The organism is Mesorhizobium sp. J428, assembly GCF_024699925.1.
Taxonomy (GTDB): domain Bacteria; phylum Pseudomonadota; class Alphaproteobacteria; order Rhizobiales; family Rhizobiaceae; genus Mesorhizobium_A.
The window spans coordinates 2191605-2208378 of record NZ_JAJOMX010000001.1 but is presented as its reverse complement, the minus strand read 5'-3'; the positions used below and the strand labels follow the sequence as shown (position 1 = coordinate 2208378).

Below are 16774 nucleotides of genomic sequence, written 5' to 3'. Positions count from 1 at the left end.
GATCAGTCTAGCATACCCCGGCCCGGCTTGTGATCCCCTCGCAGGATCGCCAGCGCCATGGCCGGGTCGATGCGGCCATCATAGAGCGCGCGGCCGGAGATGGCGCCTTCGAGCTTGCGTGCGTCCGGCATCGTCATGCGCACGATGTCGGCGACCGAGGCGAGGCCTCCTGAGGCGATGACTGGAATGGAAACCGCGTTCGCCAGCTCGATGGTCGATTCCCAGTTGATGCCGGTCAGCACGCCGTCGCGGTCGATGTCGGTGTAGATGATCGCGGCGACGCCGGCGCCCTCGAACTTGCGGGCGAGCTCGATGACACCGAGTTCCGACGCCTCAGCCCAGCCCTCGACCGCAACCTTGCCGCCCTTGGCGTCGATACCGACGGCGATCCGGCCCGGAAACAGACGGCAGGCCTCCTTCACCAGATCCGGATCGCGCACGGCAACGGTGCCCAGGATCACGCGCGCGAGGCCCCGGTCGAGCCAATCCTCGATCTGGGGAATGGCGCGGATGCCGCCGCCGAGCTGCACCGGGTTCTTCGTCGCCTTGAGGATGGCGCCGACGGCCGCGCTGTTGACGCTCTGGCCCTTGAAGGCGCCGTTGAGGTCGACCACGTGCAGCCAGGAGAAACCCTGGTCTTCAAAGGCTTTCGCCTGCGCGCCGGGGTCCTCGTTGTAGACGGTCGCCGTCGCCATGTCGCCGAGCTTGAGGCGGACGCACTTGCCGTCCTTGAGGTCGATCGCGGGAAACAGGATCATCCGTCAGACGCCCTCGACCACTGCCATGTGCGACACCGCATATTGCTGCCGCAGCTTCAGCGCGGCCTGGTATTCGGGCGAATTGTGGCAGTCGAGCGCGGTCTGGTAGTCCTTGAACTCGATGACGACCATGCGCGTCGCAGCCGACCCCTCGAACATCTGGTGCTGGCCGCCGCGGACGAGGAATTTCGCGCCGTATTTGTCGAACGCTGCCTTGTTCGCCGCCATGTAGCGCGGATAGTTCTCCGGGTCGGTGATGTCGACCATCGCCATCCAGTAACCCTTCTTGGTCGTCACGGCGTCGATCTCCTTGTTTGCAAACGGATCTGAAGAACAGATGCCGAACAGAATCCCGTGAAGCGATACCCCAGCCCTATGGACTCGCCGAGGTTGAATCACTAGGACTCGAATCACCAACGCAAAAGGCCGGGTTCACGGCCCGGCCTTTTGGCCCTCAACGTCAGCGACGCCGGGGGTGAATAGGAAAGTTCCTACGCAAGACGGCATCAAGCACACGCTTTGGACGCCGTCAACTTTCCAGGTTGGCCGGCGTCGTTTTTTTCCTCCCAAGGAGAAGAGCAATGTCGCATGCGCGTATGAATATTGTCGAAGCCGCCAAGTCATGGGTATTGCGTGAGTGTGGTTGGAAAGTTCGCGATATTAGTAATCGGTTCGATGTCGATCCACGTCGTCTATATGAGGTGTGGGAGGAGGTCGAACACAGGGGGTCGCGCCAGAGGGGAATGAAGCTCTTTCAGAGGATGTTCCCCTCCACGCCGATCGCCGATCGCTTCGAACCCCACAGCCAACAATATCGCCGAACTCGTATAAGAGATAACGCGCCAATGTTGCCTGGTTTCTAAGGTTTCCATTTCAGGAAGTTGGCGATCAGGGCGAGGCCGAGCGCCTGGCTCTTCTCGGGATGGAACTGCGTGCCGGCGAGGTTGTCTCGGCCGACGGCAGCCGTGACCGGGCCGCCGTAGTCGGTGACCGCCAGAACCTGGTCCGGATTCGTCGCATCCAGATGGTAGGAATGCACGAAATAGGCGTGCAGCCCACCCTCGCCGGTCGCTATTCCATCGAACAGCGGGTGTGGGTGTTTCACGTGAATCGTGTTCCAGCCAATCTGCGGGATCTTCAGCGACGGATCGCGGGGCTCGATTTCCTTCACGTCGCCGGAGATCCAGCCGAAGCCCTTGGTGATCGTCTTTTCCAGTCCCCGGTCGGACATGAGCTGCATGCCGACGCAGATGCCGAGAAAGGGGCGGGCCTTGCGGATGGCGACGTCCTCGACCGCCTCCCACATGCCTTCGACCGCGTGCAGGCCGGCGGCGCAGTCGGCATAGGCGCCGACGCCGGGCAGGACGATGCGGTCTGCCGTGCGCACACGTCCGGCGTCGGCCGTCAGGTCGATCTCGGCCGAGATGCCGGCTTCGCGGGCGGCGCGCTCGAATGCCTTCGTGGCCGAGCGAAGATTGCCCGAGCCGTAGTCGATGATCGCGACCCGCATCAGCGCGCCCCCGGATAGGAGAAGAGCCCGAGCGCAGGGCCGGACGGGCCGTTGCGCGGAGCCAGAGGCTGAGGCTCGGGCATCGGCGCCGGCGCCCTCGTTTCCTCCAGCGGACGGCACCGTCGCCGAACAGGTGCTTCGTCTCGGCGTCGTCGCGATTGTAGGCGTCGACAACGCCCCATTCGCGCCAGCCACGGCGACGAAGCGCTGCGATGCGCAGCGCCGGGGCTTCCAGCCCGACATAGAGCGAGACAAGCAGCGAAAGCAGCGGAGCAGCCTCGCTGAAGCCGGAGACGCTGCCGAGCGATCCGAGCACGGCCATCACGGCGAACGCCACCAGCGCCTCGATCCAGAGCCGATGCCAGGCCAGCCAGATCGGCGGAAGCAGGAAAGCCAGAAAGTGGAAGCCGTCCCGGATATAGGCCGCCTCATCGCGGCCTTCCGGGGCCTCCATGACCACGAAACTCGCCATGGACTATCCTTTCAGCGTTCCCTTGGTCGAGGGAATGGCGCCGGCCTGGCGCGGATCGGCCTCGATCGCCGTCCGCAGCACCCGCGCCACCGCCTTGAAGCAGGTCTCGGCGATGTGGTGGCTGTTGGCGCCGTAGTGGTTCTTCACGTGCAGCGTCACGCCGGCGTTCTGCGACAGCGCCTGAAAGAACTCGCGCACCAGTTCGGTGTCGAACGTGCCGATCTTCGGCGAGGTGAAGGCGACGTTCCAGACGAGGAACGGCCGGCCCGACACGTCGATCGCCGCGCGCGTCAGCGTCTCGTCCATGGCAAGGTCGAGCGAGGCGTAGCGGCAGATGCCGCGGCGTTCTCCCAGCGCCCTGGAGATCGCCTGTCCAAGCGCGATGCCGACATCCTCCACCGTGTGGTGGTCGTCGATGTGCAGGTCGCCCTTGGCACGCACCGTCATGTCGATCAGCGAATGCCGCGACAATTGCTCCAGCATGTGATCGAAGAAGCCGACGCCGGTGGAGACGTCGAACTTGCCCGAACCGTCGAGATCGACCGAGACGGAAATCTCCGTTTCCTTGGTCGCCCGGCTGATTTCGGCGCGGCGCGGGGTGGTGCTGGACATCTTGCGTATTCCTGGGTCCCGAAGGTGACCGCCTCATAACAGCATGACGACTTCATTTCCAGTTAAGGCGAGGCACCGAACCTGCCCAAAGGGCGAGGGTTCCATGCAGATTGCAATCGCGGTCGGCGTGCATACATAGTCCGGCATCGGGAACGACCAAGGCGCTTCGGGCCGGGCCGTTTCGCTATCGGAGTATCTCATGTCTGAAGAAATCATCATGCACGGCACCACGATCGTGACCGTGCGCAAGGGCGGGAAGGTTGTGATCGCCGGCGACGGCCAGGTGAGCCTCGGCAACACCGTGATGAAGGGCAATGCCAAGAAGGTGCGTCGCATCGGCAAGGGCAATGTCATCGCCGGCTTCGCCGGCGCCACCGCGGATGCCTTTACCCTTCTCGAACGCCTCGAATCCAAGCTCGAACAGTATCCCGACCAACTGACCCGCGCCTGCGTGGAACTGGCCAAGGACTGGCGCACCGACCGCTATCTCCGTCGCCTCGAGGCGATGATGCTGGTGGCGGACAAATCGGTGACGTTGGCGCTGACCGGCACGGGCGACGTGCTCGAACCCGAGCATGGCGTGATGGCGATCGGTTCAGGCGGCAACTATGCGCTCGCCGCCGCGCGCGCGCTGATCGATACGGACAAGGACGCCGAGGAGATCGCTCGCAAGGCGATGGAGATCGCGGCCGACATCTGCATCTACACCAATCAGTCCGTCACGCTCGAATCGATCGATGCCGCGTGAGCCGCTCTACGACTTCCGGGCGGTGGAGGAAGCCGATCTTCCGCTGCTCGGAACCTGGCTGAGACAGCCGCACGTCGTCGAATGGTGGGGCGATCCCGACAAGGGCATCGCCGAAATCCGCCAGGCGATGGAGGAGGTGTCGGTCGAGCCGCTGATCGTCGAGCTGAACGGCAGGCCGGTCGCCTATCTCCAGAGCTACGATCCGCATATGGAGGACGACCATCCCTATCAGGATCAGCCGTTCGGAACGCTCGGCATCGACATCTCGATCGGCGAAGCGGATCTGCTCGGCAAGGGCCATGGCAGCGCCATCGTCGCCCAGTTCGCCGAACAGCTGTTCGAGGAAGGGGCGCCACGGCTGATCATCGATCCGGAACCGACCAACGCCAGGGCGATCCGCGCCTATGAGAAGGCCGGTTTCAGGGCCTTCGACACGAGAACGACAATCTATGGCACCGCCCTGATGATGGCGCGGGATGCCGAGGAAGAATGAAGATGACCAACTTTTCCCCCCGCGAGATCGTTTCCGAGCTCGACCGCTACATCGTCGGCCAGAAGGACGCCAAGCGCGCGGTCGCGATCGCGCTGCGCAACCGCTGGCGGCGCCAGCAGCTCACCGGCCAGATGCGCGAAGAGGTGATGCCGAAGAACATCCTGATGATCGGACCGACGGGCGTCGGCAAGACCGAGATCGCCCGCCGCCTCGCCAAGCTCGCCGGCGCGCCCTTCATCAAGGTCGAGGCCACCAAGTTCACCGAGGTCGGCTATGTCGGCCGCGACGTGGAACAGATCGTTCGCGACCTGGTCGAGGTCGCCATCGTGCTGGTGCGCGAAAAGATGCGCGAGGACGTGAAGGCGCGCGCGCATCTCAACGCCGAGGAACGCGTGCTCGAAGCGCTGGTCGGCAAGACGGCAAGCCCGGCGACGCGCGACTCGTTCCGCAAGAAGCTGCGCAACGGCGAGCTGGACGACAAGGAGATCGAGATCGAGGTTGCCGACACCGGCACCGGCGGCATGCCCGGCTTCGAGATCCCCGGCATGCCGGGCGCCAATATCGGTGTGCTGAACATAAACGACATGCTGTCCAAGGCGATGGGCCAGAAGCGCACCAAGACGCGCAAGACGACGGTGAAGGAGTCCTACGGGCTGCTGATCGACGACGAGTCGGACAAGCTGCTCGACCAGGACCAGGTGATCGCGGCTGCGCTCCAGTCGGCGCAGGACGACGGCATCGTCTTCCTCGACGAGATCGACAAGATCGCCGCGCGTGACGGAGGTGTCGGCGCCGGCGTTTCCCGTGAGGGCGTACAGCGCGACCTGCTGCCGCTGGTCGAGGGCACGACGGTCGCGACCAAATACGGGCCAGTGAAGACGGACCACATTCTCTTCATCGCCTCGGGCGCGTTCCACGTCGCCAAGCCGTCGGACCTGTTGCCCGAGCTGCAGGGTCGCCTGCCGATCCGTGTCGAGCTCAGGGCGCTGGAGAAGGACGACTTCAAGCGCATCCTGACCGAGCCGGAGGCGAGCCTGATCAAGCAGTATATCGCGCTGATGGCGACCGAAGGCGTGGAACTCGCCTTTACCGACGACGCGATCGACCGGCTGGCCGGGATAGCTGTCGAACTGAATGCGACAGTCGAAAACATCGGCGCGCGGCGCCTCCAGACAGTGATGGAGCGCGTACTCGATGAAGCCTCCTACGAGGCGCCCGACAAGTCCGGGTCTTCGATCACCGTGGATGCGGAATTCGTGGCAAAGAACGTCGGCGATATCGCCAGGAACACAGATTTGTCGCGTTTCATCCTGTAAAGGCTGGGGTGTGGCCTTCGGGCCACCCCCGATCTTCTTCGGATTGGACCAGTCGATTGCTTGTGTCTTCGCACTCGACTTCCCGAAAGGCAGTCCTTAGACGGGGGCAGGGGCTTAGGCGAAGTCGCAAATCCGGGCGAAGAATGAAGAAGCTGGCCGTCGTGCTGTTGGGACTTTCGGTGCTGGCGGCCGTCCCTGCCGCAGCCGCGACCGTCGTTCCGAGCGGAAACCGCAGCATCGAGCAGCCGCAGGTGCCCCGGCGGATCCGCCTCCCGCACCAAGGCGCTCAAGACCAGCTACGACGCGAAATACCGCAAGGTGATCGCGCTGCTACGCAACGACAAGGCGCTTCGGCAGAAGATCGCGGCCGTTGCACGCCAGTTCGACATCAGCCCGCTGCACATCGCCGGCGCCATCGTCGGCGAGCATACCTACAATGTGGACGCCTACGACCGGCTCCAGACCTACTACGTCAAGGCGGTCTCCTATCTCAGTTCCAGCTTCTCGTTCTCCTATGAGGGCGAGGACATCGGCACGTTCATTCAGCGGCCGCAGTTTGCCCGCTGCGAGAGCCTGCCCGGCAGCTATGCGATCTGGACCTGCCGGGAGGACGTCTGGAACGCTTCCTTCAAGGGCAGATCCGTCGACGGCAGGCAATTCCCGAACAATCGCTTCAGCGCGGTGTTCTTCCAGCCTTTCTATGCGGGCCAGACCTTCGGCATCGGCCAGCTCAATCCGCTGACCGCCCTGCAGATGACGGACACCGTGGCCAAGGTGACCGGCGCGCCGACGCTCGACTACCGCGACCCGCAGGCGGTCTATGCCACAATCATGGACCCGGACCAGACACTGCCCTACGTCGCCGCGACCCTGCGCAAGGCGATCGATGCCTACAGGACCATCGCCGGCTTCGACATCTCGCAGAATCCGGGCCTGACCGCGACGCTTTACAATGTCGGCGGTCCCGAGGCGCGAGCCTACGCGCTGAAGGCGGAGAACCAGCGGCGGGCGGCGGCGGGGGAGGAACCGAAGCTTCCCGAAGAGAACTATTACGGCTGGCTGGTCAACGACCGCATCGCCGACATCGAAGCGCTGTTCTGATCAGCGCGACCGGCGCCGCGGCCGGTGGACGATGGCGATCATCTGCTCCAATTCTGCATCCGTGAGCTGCGCGATGCGCTCCGACAGGAGGTTGGCCAATTCCGTCGCGCGGGGCGAGAGGCCGGACGTGTCGATCACCGCGCGCGGATCGGAGGTCTCGGCGAGACGGAGCAGTTCCTCGGCCTCGTCCCAGATGATGTTGAAGTAGCCGATGATCTTCTGCAGCATCGCCCAGGTCGGGCGACCGCGGCGGCCATGCTCCAGCGCGGAGAGATAGGCAGGGCTGACGCCGATGGCCGCGGCCATGTCCTTCTGCGAGACGCCGCGAGCGCGCCTCAGATCGCGCACCTTCGCGCCGAAGGGGGTCATGGCCCCGTCTCGTGCGGCAGGCGGCGGAGCCTGACATAGAGCGCGCCTTCGCCGCCATGGTTGCGGGCGGCGTCCTCGAAGCCGCTCACCAGGTCCCTGAAGGGCGGCGTGGCGAACCAGCCAGGAACGGAGCGCTTCAGCACGCCCTCGCTCGCCAGCGAGCGCCCCTTGCCGGTGATGACGAGGACGTAGCGGATGCCCGATGCATGCGCACGCCGGAGGAAGGACAACAGCAACCCGTAGGCCTCGTCCTGGCGCATTCCGTGCAGGTCGATGCGGGCTTCGAGCGGCAGCCGGCCCTTCGAGATCTTCTTCTGCGTCAGCCGGTCGAGGTGGTGCACCTGGAGCCGATGCTGCTGCGCCGGCTGTAGTTGCGGGGCGGCAGCCTGGACTGCCGGCGGTTTCGAAGGCGGTTCGGCCTCCGGCACGAATGCCGGCTCCGGTGCCGCCTTGCCCTTGAGCGGCTGGGTGGTGCGCGCGACCAGGTTCCAGAGAACCCGCTCCTCGTCGGTCAGGTCGCGGGCACGGGAGCGGCTCATGGCGTCCGTCCGGCCAGCAGCGCGTTGGGGACGAGCGCATAGAAATCGGCTGCACTCTTCACCACGCCTGCGATCTCGCCGGCAGCATCGCCGGAGCCGGCGAAGAGGTCGCCGCGCGCGGCGCCGACGATCGCGGAGCCGGTGTCCTGCGCGATCATCAGACGGCGGAACGGGCGCCCCTCGAAGCCCGTCAGCTCCGGAGCGTCGATGAAGAAAGGTGTTCCGAACGTGTGCAGCAGCCTGTCCACGGCCATCGACCTGCCGGGGGTCAGCGGCACCTTGGCGGCAGCCACCGGCCCGAGCGACTGATCGTCCACCGGCGCCTCGCGGAAGAAGATGAAGGACCGGTTCTGCCAGAGGATCTCGTCGACCCGCCCGGGATGTGCCCGGAACCAGGCGCGAATCGACTGCATCGTCACGGCGGCCAGCGGGATTTCGCCGAGATCGGCCAGGATGCGTCCAGGTCCGCTGAAGCGCTGGCCGCTCTTGGCGGCGTAGGTCACGCGGCGCATCTGTCCGTCCGGCATGCGTAGCCTTGCCGCGCCCTGCACATGGATGAAGAACACGTCGACCGGGTCTTCCAGCCAGGCGAATTCGAGCCCGCACCCCGCCAGCGCGCCGCGCTCGATCTCGCCGCGGTCATAATATTCGACGATGCCGTCGACGGTCTGCCGGGCGAAGGCGAGATAGGGATCGAGGCCGTCGGGCCGGTTGGTGTCGTCTATGTCGACCAGATCGTCGGGGCGCGCATAGAGCGGGAAGCGGAAGCGATCGGTGCGGGCGGGAGAGGCGGCGGCCTCCGGCTCGTAGAAGCCGGTCACGAAGCCGCGTTCGGCTCCGTTTCCCGGCTCGACGAGGCAAGGAGTGAAGTGGCGCTCGAAGAAGGCGTGGGCGGCCGCTTTGTCGAGCCGGGGCGAGAGGCGTGCTTCGGCATAAGCGGACCCGAAGGCGGCGCAATCGATTCCCAGGCTGCCGGTTCGGTATGATTTCTCAAGGACGCGGAACGCCGACCGGCGGAATGCCTCGAAAGCCGGACCGCAGTCGTCCTCAAGCCAGCCGGGCAGGTCGGTGAAGGAGACCGGGCGGAACGCCGAGGACAGGGGCATCGGCGAACTCCACCACGCCCGTCAGTCTTCGGCTTCCGTCGCGACCAGCTTCCAGTTCGGATCCTTGGACTTCGTGTCGCGGGCGAAGGTCCAGACGTCCTTGACCTCGGCGACCGTCTCCGGATCGCCGTCGATCACCTCGCCGGCATTGTTGCGGGTGGCGGAAATGAGCTCGCTGACGATGCGAAGCGTGACATGCGCCTCGCTTCCCTTCATCTCGGCGCCGACGATCTCGGCCTTGTCGATGCCGACGAAAGAGGACTGGATTTTCTCGTTGCGCTGTTCGCGCTCGGAGATCGCCTGCACGAAGCCGTCATAGACCTCGCGGGAAAGCAGGTTCTTGAGCGTCTTCCGGTCGCCGTCGGCATAGGCCATGACGATCATCTCGTAGGCCATCTTGGCGCCGTCGACGAAGCCGACGGGCTCAAAGGACGGGTCGGCGTCCCTGATCGCACGCAGGCCCTTGTTCACGTCGGTGCCGGGTGCGGCGACCTTGTCGATCGCGGCATAGCTTTCCTCAGCGGTTTCGGACGATTTCCGGCGCGGCAGCGAGACGACGTTGTCCTGCGACGCTGGGGCAGGCTCACGCTTGGCGCGTCCGGCCGTGTAAGGGTCGAATGGCGGACGTTCGTTTCCGGTCCGGCGTCCGAGAACGTTGCGGAGCTGGATGAAGATCACCACTGCCGCGACCAGGAAGATGATCGCACCCAAATCGAAAAATTCCATGTGCTTCCGCCAGACGCCTGAACCGTGGCCACGATCACGACGAACATTATCGACCGCTTGCGCCGCTGATACAATGCTCGACGATTGCATATAGAGTGGTGCGGGCGATCATTCAAATCCTATGGCTGCGTTCCTATCTCTGGGAAAAGCCGCATTTCGCCCCTTTGTTGTTTGGACCTCCATGAGCAGATCGATCCTTGGCCTTTTCGTGCTTCTCCTGCCGCTGCTGGAGATTGCCGGATTCGTGGTCGTCGGCAGCCGGATCGGTGCGCTGGCAACCGTCGGGCTGGTCATCGCCTCCGCGATCCTCGGCGCCGTGCTTCTCAAGGTCCAGGGCATGGGGGCGCTGCAGCGCGCCCAGATCCAGGCGCAGGCCGGCGGCGCGCCGGACCGCGAGATCGTGCACGGCGCGATGATCGTGCTGGCGGGGCTGCTGCTGATCATTCCGGGCTTCATCACCGACATCATCGGCCTGCTGCTTTTCCTGCCGCCGGTGCGGGACCTCGCCTGGAACGCGCTTCGCTCGCGGATCGTGGTCATGGGCAGCGGCTTCGGCGCCCGCGGCGGGCAGGCGCGACGGGAGGCAAAGGTGATTGATCTCGACGAGCGTGATTACCGGGAGGTCGAGGGCGGCGGCTCCTCACCCTGGAAACGTCCGGATTCCGAGTAAGTCTCGGGAGTCCGGCCGCCAAACTTGCTATGAAGGGTCGGGCATGCTAGCGAACGCGCCGATTTGAAACGGGCCGAAACAGGGCCACCGACCAAGGAACGGGATCAATGGCAGAGAACGAAAACGGCGGCGCAACGGCCGGCAACGGCGCGCAGCCTTCGCTCAATGTGCTTGCGCAATACGTCAAGGATCTGTCCTTCGAAAGCCCGAACGCCCCGAACTCGCTGCGTGCCCGCGAGAACGCTCCCGGCATCAACATCAATGTCAACGTCAACGCGAATCCGATCTCGGATACCGAGTTCGACGTGAACCTGACCATCTCGGCCAAGGCGGGCGCGGACAAGGACGTGCTCTTCAACGTCGAGCTCGTCTATGGCGGCGTCTTCCGCGTCAGCGGCTTCCCGAAGGAGCACACGCTGCCGATCCTCTTCATCGAGTGCCCGCGGCTGCTGTTCCCCTTCGCCCGCCAGATCATCGCCGAGGCGACCCGCAACGGCGGCTTCCCGCCGCTGATGATCGACCCGATCGACTTCGCGCAGATGTTCCAGGCCCGCATGGCCGAGGAGCAGGCCCGCGCCAAGGTGCAGATGTCGAGCTGATCAGGCTTCCGCGGCTGGCTGGGCCTGAAGTTCGGGCTTCAGCCAGATCGCCTTTTCGCCAAGCGACGCCACGAGCTTCGCATGCGCTTGGCGCTCCATCTCGGTCAGACGCGTCGGCAAGGGTTCGGCGCGCGCCGTAAGCGTGATGCTGACCTCGACGGTCTCGGCCCGGCTTGTGGCCTGCTCGGCCACCGAGAGGCCAAAGGTGGCCTGTTTGCCGCCGAGCAGCTCGATATAGACCTCCGCCAACAGCCCCGAGTCGAGCAGCGCGCCGTGGCGGGTTCGGTGGCTGTTGTCGATGCCGTAGCGTTTGCACAGCGCATCGAGCGAATTCGGCCCCATCGGGTGCTTGCGCCGCGCGATGGCGAGCGTATCGACGACGCGCGCCGGATCGACGGGCGGACGGGCGAAACGGGCAAACTCCGCGTTGATGAAGTTCATGTCGAAGCCGGCATTGTGGGCGACCAGCGTCGCGCCGTCGATGAAGGCTTGGAAGTCGTCGATGACGCCAGCGAAGGTCGGCTTGTCGGCAAGCTGTTCCATCGTGATGCCATGGACCGCCTGCGCCTCCGGATCGATCGCACGACCGTCCGGATTGATATAGACGTGGAAGGTGCGACCTGTCGGGAACCGGTTGACCAGTTCGATCGCGCCGATCTCGATCACGCGCTCGACACGATGGTCGAGGCCGGTGGTTTCCGTATCGAAGACGATCTCACGCATCGAATCACTCCTGGCCCGACGATGCTGGACGCAGCACCACCCCGCAAGTCCGGCAGCGCGGCGTCAACACATCATGCTGACAGGTCCGCGACGATCCTGCGTACCGCCTCGCGCGCGGCCTCCATGCCCGCGCCGGTATCGACGACGAAATCGGCAAGACGCCGTTTCTCGGCATCGGGCACCTGCCGGGCAAGGATCGCCTCGAACTTCTCGGCGGTCATGCCCGGGCGAGCGAGAACCCGCTCACGCTGAACCGCGGCGGGCGCGGAGACCACGACCACCTTGTCGACGCGATCGCGCCCGCCGGTCTCGAACAGAAGGGGAATGTCGAGGACAGCGAGCTTCGCGCCCGCTGCCCGGCTGCGCGCGAGGAAGGCATCGGCATCCGCCCGCACCAACGGGTGCACGATCTGCTCGAGCTTCCGGATCGCCTCGGTATTGCCGATGACGCGCTGGCCAAGCAACGTCCGGTCGATCCTGCCGTCGACTGTCACGCCCGGAAACGCCGCCTCGACCAGCGGCACGGCGGCGCCGGAATAGAGGCGATGCACCGCCTCGTCGGAATCATGGACCGGCACGCCTTCCTCGGCGAACATCTTCGCCGTGGTCGACTTGCCCATGCCGATGGATCCGGTGAGGCCGATGACGATCATCAATGGGCCTCCAGGTCGGCGATCACCAGATCGCGCAGCTGCTGCGTGACGGCCGGGCGCGTGCCGAACCAGCGTTCGAAACCGGGGGCGGCCTGGTGGAGCAGCATGCCGAGACCATCGACGGTTTTCAGACCCCGCGCAGACGCTGCCCTGAGAAACGGCGTCTCGAGCGGCACATAGACGATGTCGGTGACGAGGGCATGGTCCGGCAGTGCCGCGACATCGGCGGGAAGTGACGAGTCGCCGTCCATCCCGAGCGATGTCGTATTGACCACGAGATCCGCGGCCGGAAGCAGAGCATCGATGGCATCGTTGCCGTGCCCGCGAACCCTGTCTCCGAAGAGATCGGCGAGTTCCAGCGCGCGGGCGGGCGTGCGATTGGTGATGTCGACCCGCGCATAGCCAGCGCTGAGGATCGCGTGCACCACCGCCCGCGCAGCGCCACCCGCGCCAAGCACCAGCGCCCTGTCTCGCCCGCGCCAGCCCGGAGCGCGGTCATCCAGGTTGGCCGCGAAGCCGATCGCGTCGGTGTTGCCGCCACACACCTTGCCGTTCTCGATCCAAAGCGTGTTGACCGCGCCGATCGCCTCGGCCTCACCGTCGCGGTGCGAAACCGTCTCGAAAGCGGCCTCCTTGTGCGGAATCGTAACGTTGCCGCCGGCAAAGCCGCTGCCGGGAAGGCCCGCGATGAAGGCCCGGATGTCGGCGGGCGCGATGTCGATCCGCTCGTAGCTGCCGTCAATGCCGAGCTCTTTCAGCCAGTGTCCGTGGATCAGGGGCGAGCGGGAATGTGCGACCGGATGGCCGCAGACGAAGGTGCGGATTTCAGCCATCGATCGCTCCAAGCCGGCGCAGTTCCGCGACCAGCTGAAGCAAGGGCATGCCGACGATGGTGAAATGATCGCCTTCGATCGCATCGAAGAGCTGAATTCCCTCGCCTTCGATCTGGTAGACGCCGACGCTGCGCAGCACCTGGTCGCCGACGCGCGACAGATAGCGCCCGACGTAGGCCGGATCGAGCTTGCGCATCGTCATCCGCGCCACCGAGACATGGCCCCACAGTGCCTTGCCGTCGCGCGCGAGGACGACGGCGCTGTTCAGGTGATGGGTCTTGCCGGAGAGCTTGAGAAGGCGTCGCCTCGCCTCCTCCATATCGGATGCCTTGTGGAGCACCTCGTCGCCGAGCGACAGCGTCTGGTCGGAACCGATCACCAGCGCGCCCGGGAAGCGTTCGCTTACCTCCTCCGCCTTGGCCTCGGCGAGGATCCACGCCAGGTTCTCGGGTGAAATCGCGGCGTCACCGATCGCCTCCTCCACAGCGCGTTCATCGATCCGCGATGGATTCGCTTCCGTTTCGATGCCGGCATTGCGTAACATCGCAAGACGGAACGGGCTTGCCGAGGCGAGGATGATCCGGGTCGTCATGGGCGCACCGGTTAGCGCGTCCGGCCCCGCAGCGCAACGATCGCGGCGGCGGTCTCTTCGATCGATCTGCGGCTGACGTCGATCATCGGCCAGTTGTGCCGGGTGCAGATCTGGCGCGCATAGGACAGCTCGTCCGAAATCGCTGCCCGGTCGATGTAGTTCTGCGCGTCGAAGGTGGTGGTCGTGCCCAGCAGGCGGTTCTGCCGGACATGGGAAATGCGCTCGGCCGTCGCGACGAGGCCCACGATCAGCGGCCGCTTGGCGGTGAGCAGACTGTCGGGCACCGGCACGCCGAGGACGATCGGGATGTTGGCGGTCTTGATGCCACGATTGGCGAGATAGATGCTGGTCGGTGTCTTCGAGGTGCGCGAAATCCCGATCAGCACGACATCCGCCTCTTCGATGTCGGCCGGCAACTGGCCGTCGTCATGATCCATCGTGAAGTTGAGCGCATCGATCCGCCGGAAGTATTCGGCGTCGAGAACATGCTGTGCGCCGACACGGCGGCCGGCCGGTGCACCGAGATAGGACTGGAAGACGGTCAGCACCGGCTCCAATACGGACACGCAGGGCAGACCCATTGCTGCGCAGCGCTGATCGATGCTCGCCGCCAGATCCTTGTCGACGACCGTGTAGAGGACGATGCCAGGTTCGGCATCGATCTCCTCGAGCACCTTGGCCAGCTGCTTTTCGGTGCGGATCAGCGGATAGATGTGCTCGATCGCGCGGGTGTCCTTGTACTGGGCCGACGCCGCGCGGCCCGCGGCGAGCAGCGTTTCGCCGGTCGCGTCCGAAATCAGATGCAGGTGGAAGAAGCTTTGGGGTTTGCTCACAGCCCGGGTCGGCCCTTGTTGAGGAGTGTGGACAAGTCGGACAAGCGACCCTCCATGGCGGCGAGGACTGTATCAGAAGCCCTCTTGTCCACAATCCGAGCGACTGCGGATCGGCAGTCCCGGCCCTGTGGATGAATCGGATCCGGAACGGTTACCGAGGAAAGATCCACAGGTCGCGAGAATCCGATTTCCGCTTAAATAGCTGATATCTTTCCAATTATCCGGCCACTCCCACTATCTTCCACAGTTGGACAAGGCTGGACATTCGCCGGTGTGACATCCTATCCGTGGACGGATTGGGGACAGGTGATAATCCCCACGACTGACAGACTCTTAGAATCATAAGAAGATTCAAAGATTCATTTCTTTATTGGGAAGGAGGCAGGATGGCTGCGCCGAGCACTCCGAAACGCGTCGTCGCCGATGTGCTGAGAGGAGAGAGCGTCTTCCCGCCTCCGGTCTGGTTGATGCGCCAGGCTGGCAGGTATCTTCCCGAGTATCGCGAGACGCGAAAGAGAGCCGGGAGCTTTCTCGATCTCTGCTACAATCCCGATTTCGCGGTCGAGGTGACGCTTCAGCCCATCAGGCGTTTCGGTTTCGACGCATCGATCCTGTTCTCGGACATTCTTGTGGTGCCGCATGCGTTGGGCCGGGATCTGCGCTTCGAGGAGGGACGCGGGCCGCTGATGACCCCGATGGGTGTCGACGACATCGAGCGGCTCGACAGGAGCCGGTTTCACGAGACGCTCGCGCCCGTCTACGAAACGGTGCGCCGGCTGCGCGCCGAACTGCCGGCGGAGACGACGCTGCTCGGCTTCTGCGGCGCGCCCTGGACGATCGCGACCTACATGATCGCCGGGCACGGCACGCCGGACCAGGCGCCTGCCCGGCTGTTTTCCTATCGGCATCCGGAGGCCTTCCGGAAGCTGCTCGGGCACGATTGCCGATGTTTCCGCCGAATATCTGATCCGGCAGTTGGATGCCGGCGCGGATGCGGTGCAGATCTTCGATTCCTGGTCGGGCGTGCTCGACGAGCCTTCGTTCTCGGCCTTCTGCGTCGAGCCCGTGCAACGGATCGTTTCGAAGGTGCGCTCAGCGAGGCCCGATGCACTGATCATCGGCTTTCCGAAAGGCGCCGGCAGTCTCTACGACGATTATCGCCAGCTGACCGGGGTGAACGGGCTGGGGCTCGACTGGTCCGTGCCGCTGTCGCAGGCGAAGCGGTTGCAGGCGGCGGGCGCCGTGCAGGGCAATCTCGATCCGATGCGGCTCGTCGCCGGCGGACGCGCCTTGGACGAAGGCGTCGATGCGATCCTAGAGGGGCTGGGCGATGGCCCGCTGATCTTCAATCTCGGCCATGGAATCACGCCCGAGGCTCCGATCGCCCATGTCGAGGCGATGCTGCGGCGGATCAGGGGAGCGCGTTGATGGCGGACAGTGCTGCATCCTCGGGGGCGGTCGCGACGCGGCGGGCCATCATTGCACTCGTCGTATTCGTCGCGCTGACGCTTTCGCTTGTCTATCTCGCGCCGGACGATCTCTACCTTTGGATCAAGGCGGTGCACGTCATCGCGGTGATCGCCTGGATGGCGGGCATGCTCTATCTGCCGCGGCTCTTCGTCTATCACGCCGACGCGGAGCGTGGCTCGGTGCAGTCCGAGACCTTCAAGGTGATGGAGCGGCGGCTCTACAGGGCGATCATCAACCCGGCGATGGTGATCGCCTGGGCGGCCGGGCTGTGGCTTGCCTGGAAAGGCTTCGCGTTCCAGGGCGGATGGCTGCACGCCAAGATCGCGCTCGTGGTTGCGATGTCCGGCATGCATGGCTATCTGGGGGGTGCAGTGCGCCGCTTCGCCGAGGACAGGAACGAGAAGCCTGCGCGGCATTGGCGGATCGTCAACGAGGTGCCGACCCTGCTCATGATCGGCATCGTGATCCTGGTGATCGTGAAGCCGTTCTGACCAGGCTTCGAATTGATCGCTTGCGCTTTCGCCGCCCGGATTGTATGAAAAGGTCCTTCCCTTCTCGCCTAGTATTCGTGCCGTCTCAAGCATTCGGACGCACGAACGGCGTTCCCAGGCATTTTATCTTCGGTCCGCGTCTTCAATCCGGACCCAGACT

19 protein-coding genes and 3 pseudogenes are annotated in these 16774 nt (G+C 64.7%); 8 read left to right on the top strand and 14 right to left on the bottom strand.

The window, feature by feature from the left end:
* Positions 1-2: 2 nt before the first annotated feature.
* The 5 genes and pseudogenes from hisA to hisB form a co-directional block, all read right to left on the bottom strand.
* On the bottom strand, positions 3-758 hold the full coding sequence (gene hisA, locus LRS09_RS11125; protein WP_257806503.1) for a 1-(5-phosphoribosyl)-5-[(5-phosphoribosylamino)methylideneamino]imidazole-4-carboxamide isomerase: 756 nt from the start codon (positions 756-758) through the stop codon (positions 3-5).
* Between the two features lie 3 nt (positions 759-761).
* A complete protein-coding gene (locus tag LRS09_RS11120; protein ID WP_374684832.1) occupies positions 762-1055 on the bottom strand; it encodes a DUF1330 domain-containing protein in 294 nt (97 codons plus the stop codon).
* 562 nt (positions 1056-1617) lie between these two features.
* Positions 1618-2268, bottom strand: a complete 651-nt coding sequence (gene hisH, locus LRS09_RS11115; RefSeq protein ID WP_257806497.1) for an imidazole glycerol phosphate synthase subunit HisH — start codon at positions 2266-2268, stop codon at positions 1618-1620.
* Positions 2269-2524: 256 nt separating this feature from the next.
* Positions 2525-2722: pseudogene (locus LRS09_RS11110) on the bottom strand (DUF2628 domain-containing protein); the annotation flags it as partial.
* A 21-nt stretch (positions 2723-2743) separates the two neighbouring features.
* Positions 2744-3352 carry an imidazoleglycerol-phosphate dehydratase HisB gene (hisB, locus tag LRS09_RS11105; RefSeq protein ID WP_257806496.1) on the bottom strand — a complete coding sequence of 203 codons (609 nt, stop codon included), beginning with the start codon at positions 3350-3352 and terminating at the stop codon, positions 2744-2746.
* Positions 3353-3551: 199 nt separating this feature from the next.
* On the opposite strand from hisB, the gene hslV reads away from it, so the two are divergent.
* The 4 genes and pseudogenes from hslV (at position 3552) to LRS09_RS11085 (ending at position 7010) form a co-directional block, all read left to right on the top strand.
* On the top strand, positions 3552-4100 hold the full coding sequence (gene hslV / locus LRS09_RS11100; protein ID WP_085462939.1) for an ATP-dependent protease subunit HslV: 549 nt from the start codon (positions 3552-3554) through the stop codon (positions 4098-4100).
* Positions 4090-4593, top strand: coding sequence for a GNAT family N-acetyltransferase (locus tag LRS09_RS11095; RefSeq protein WP_257806494.1), 504 nt, complete (start codon positions 4090-4092; stop codon positions 4591-4593). Before hslV ends, LRS09_RS11095 begins: the two co-directional genes overlap by 11 nt.
* 2 nt (positions 4594-4595) lie before the next feature.
* Positions 4596-5909 (top strand): ATP-dependent protease ATPase subunit HslU, encoded by a 1314-nt coding sequence (hslU, locus tag LRS09_RS11090; protein WP_257806492.1) that lies wholly within the window; start codon positions 4596-4598, stop codon positions 5907-5909.
* A 143-nt stretch (positions 5910-6052) separates the two neighbouring features.
* A pseudogene (locus LRS09_RS11085) lies at positions 6053-7010 on the top strand (DUF1402 family protein).
* Here LRS09_RS11085 and LRS09_RS11080 read toward each other — a convergent pair.
* Genes LRS09_RS11080 through LRS09_RS11065 form a run of 4 tightly spaced genes read right to left on the bottom strand, consistent with a single transcriptional unit; the run spans position 7011 to position 9750 of the window.
* Positions 7011-7379 carry a helix-turn-helix domain-containing protein gene (locus LRS09_RS11080; protein WP_085462935.1) on the bottom strand — a complete coding sequence of 123 codons (369 nt, stop codon included), beginning with the start codon at positions 7377-7379 and terminating at the stop codon, positions 7011-7013.
* Positions 7376-7918 carry a Smr/MutS family protein gene (locus LRS09_RS11075; protein ID WP_257806472.1) on the bottom strand — a complete coding sequence of 181 codons (543 nt, stop codon included), beginning with the start codon at positions 7916-7918 and terminating at the stop codon, positions 7376-7378. The genes LRS09_RS11080 and LRS09_RS11075 overlap by 4 nt, the downstream gene beginning before the upstream one ends.
* Positions 7915-9024, bottom strand: a complete 1110-nt coding sequence (locus tag LRS09_RS11070; protein WP_257806470.1) for a murein transglycosylase A — start codon at positions 9022-9024, stop codon at positions 7915-7917. The genes LRS09_RS11075 and LRS09_RS11070 overlap by 4 nt, the downstream gene beginning before the upstream one ends.
* Positions 9025-9045: 21 nt before the next feature.
* Positions 9046-9750 carry a Tim44/TimA family putative adaptor protein gene (locus tag LRS09_RS11065; RefSeq protein ID WP_257806467.1) on the bottom strand — a complete coding sequence of 235 codons (705 nt, stop codon included), beginning with the start codon at positions 9748-9750 and terminating at the stop codon, positions 9046-9048.
* A 181-nt stretch (positions 9751-9931) separates the two neighbouring features.
* Here LRS09_RS11065 and LRS09_RS11060 point away from each other — a divergent pair, with 181 nt between their 5' ends.
* Both LRS09_RS11060 and secB read left to right on the top strand, forming a co-directional pair.
* Positions 9932-10420, top strand: a complete 489-nt coding sequence (locus LRS09_RS11060; protein ID WP_257806466.1) for an FxsA family protein — start codon at positions 9932-9934, stop codon at positions 10418-10420.
* A gap of 107 nt (positions 10421-10527) precedes the next feature.
* Positions 10528-11019 (top strand): protein-export chaperone SecB, encoded by a 492-nt coding sequence (gene secB, locus LRS09_RS11055; protein ID WP_085462930.1) that lies wholly within the window; start codon positions 10528-10530, stop codon positions 11017-11019.
* Here secB and dnaQ read toward each other — a convergent pair whose 3' ends face one another.
* From dnaQ to LRS09_RS11030, 5 genes are all read right to left on the bottom strand, one after another.
* Positions 11020-11742, bottom strand: a complete 723-nt coding sequence (gene dnaQ, locus LRS09_RS11050) for a DNA polymerase III subunit epsilon (RefSeq protein ID WP_257806458.1) — start codon at positions 11740-11742, stop codon at positions 11020-11022.
* 71 nt (positions 11743-11813) lie between these two features.
* Complete coding sequence (coaE, locus tag LRS09_RS11045) at positions 11814-12395, bottom strand: dephospho-CoA kinase (protein WP_257806456.1); 582 nt, start codon at positions 12393-12395, stop codon at positions 11814-11816.
* The gene (locus LRS09_RS11040) at positions 12395-13228 is read right to left on the bottom strand and encodes a shikimate dehydrogenase (RefSeq protein WP_257806455.1); all 834 of its coding nucleotides are present in this window, start codon (positions 13226-13228) and stop codon (positions 12395-12397) included. Before LRS09_RS11040 ends, coaE begins: the two co-directional genes overlap by 1 nt.
* A complete protein-coding gene (locus LRS09_RS11035; protein ID WP_257806452.1) occupies positions 13221-13820 on the bottom strand; it encodes a Maf-like protein in 600 nt (199 codons plus the stop codon). Before LRS09_RS11035 ends, LRS09_RS11040 begins: the two co-directional genes overlap by 8 nt.
* 11 nt (positions 13821-13831) lie before the next feature.
* On the bottom strand, positions 13832-14653 hold the full coding sequence (locus LRS09_RS11030) for a pyruvate, water dikinase regulatory protein (protein ID WP_257806450.1): 822 nt from the start codon (positions 14651-14653) through the stop codon (positions 13832-13834).
* A 386-nt stretch (positions 14654-15039) separates the two neighbouring features.
* On the opposite strand from LRS09_RS11030, the pseudogene hemE reads away from it, so the two are divergent.
* Positions 15040-16081: pseudogene (gene hemE / locus LRS09_RS11025) on the top strand (uroporphyrinogen decarboxylase).
* Positions 16081-16614, top strand: a complete 534-nt coding sequence (gene hemJ, locus LRS09_RS11020) for a protoporphyrinogen oxidase HemJ (RefSeq protein ID WP_257806437.1) — start codon at positions 16081-16083, stop codon at positions 16612-16614. Before hemE ends, hemJ begins: the two are co-directional and overlap by 1 nt.
* Positions 16615-16774 lie beyond the last annotated feature (160 nt).

What these genes read in the sequence shown, in the direction of transcription:
- LRS09_RS11070 (WP_257806470.1), bottom strand. Translation starts at nt 9,024, where the DNA reads ATGCCCCTGTCCTCGGCGTTCCGCCCGGTCTCCTTCACCGACCTGCCC.
- LRS09_RS11040 (WP_257806455.1), bottom strand. Translation starts at nt 13,228, where the DNA reads ATGGCTGAAATCCGCACCTTCGTCTGCGGCCATCCGGTCGCACATTCC.
- LRS09_RS11035 (WP_257806452.1), bottom strand. Translation starts at nt 13,820, where the DNA reads ATGACGACCCGGATCATCCTCGCCTCGGCAAGCCCGTTCCGTCTTGCG.
- LRS09_RS11080 (WP_085462935.1), bottom strand. Translation starts at nt 7,379, where the DNA reads ATGACCCCCTTCGGCGCGAAGGTGCGCGATCTGAGGCGCGCTCGCGGC.
- secB (WP_085462930.1), top strand. Translation starts at nt 10,528, where the DNA reads ATGGCAGAGAACGAAAACGGCGGCGCAACGGCCGGCAACGGCGCGCAG.
- hemJ (WP_257806437.1), top strand. Translation starts at nt 16,081, where the DNA reads ATGGCGGACAGTGCTGCATCCTCGGGGGCGGTCGCGACGCGGCGGGCC.
- hslU (WP_257806492.1), top strand. Translation starts at nt 4,596, where the DNA reads ATGACCAACTTTTCCCCCCGCGAGATCGTTTCCGAGCTCGACCGCTAC.
- hslV (WP_085462939.1), top strand. Translation starts at nt 3,552, where the DNA reads ATGTCTGAAGAAATCATCATGCACGGCACCACGATCGTGACCGTGCGC.
- LRS09_RS11075 (WP_257806472.1), bottom strand. Translation starts at nt 7,918, where the DNA reads ATGAGCCGCTCCCGTGCCCGCGACCTGACCGACGAGGAGCGGGTTCTC.
- LRS09_RS11095 (WP_257806494.1), top strand. Translation starts at nt 4,090, where the DNA reads ATGCCGCGTGAGCCGCTCTACGACTTCCGGGCGGTGGAGGAAGCCGAT.
- coaE (WP_257806456.1), bottom strand. Translation starts at nt 12,395, where the DNA reads ATGATCGTCATCGGCCTCACCGGATCCATCGGCATGGGCAAGTCGACC.
- LRS09_RS11060 (WP_257806466.1), top strand. Translation starts at nt 9,932, where the DNA reads ATGAGCAGATCGATCCTTGGCCTTTTCGTGCTTCTCCTGCCGCTGCTG.
- hisA (WP_257806503.1), bottom strand. Translation starts at nt 758, where the DNA reads ATGATCCTGTTTCCCGCGATCGACCTCAAGGACGGCAAGTGCGTCCGC.
- hisB (WP_257806496.1), bottom strand. Translation starts at nt 3,352, where the DNA reads ATGTCCAGCACCACCCCGCGCCGCGCCGAAATCAGCCGGGCGACCAAG.
- hisH (WP_257806497.1), bottom strand. Translation starts at nt 2,268, where the DNA reads ATGCGGGTCGCGATCATCGACTACGGCTCGGGCAATCTTCGCTCGGCC.
- LRS09_RS11065 (WP_257806467.1), bottom strand. Translation starts at nt 9,750, where the DNA reads ATGGAATTTTTCGATTTGGGTGCGATCATCTTCCTGGTCGCGGCAGTG.
- dnaQ (WP_257806458.1), bottom strand. Translation starts at nt 11,742, where the DNA reads ATGCGTGAGATCGTCTTCGATACGGAAACCACCGGCCTCGACCATCGT.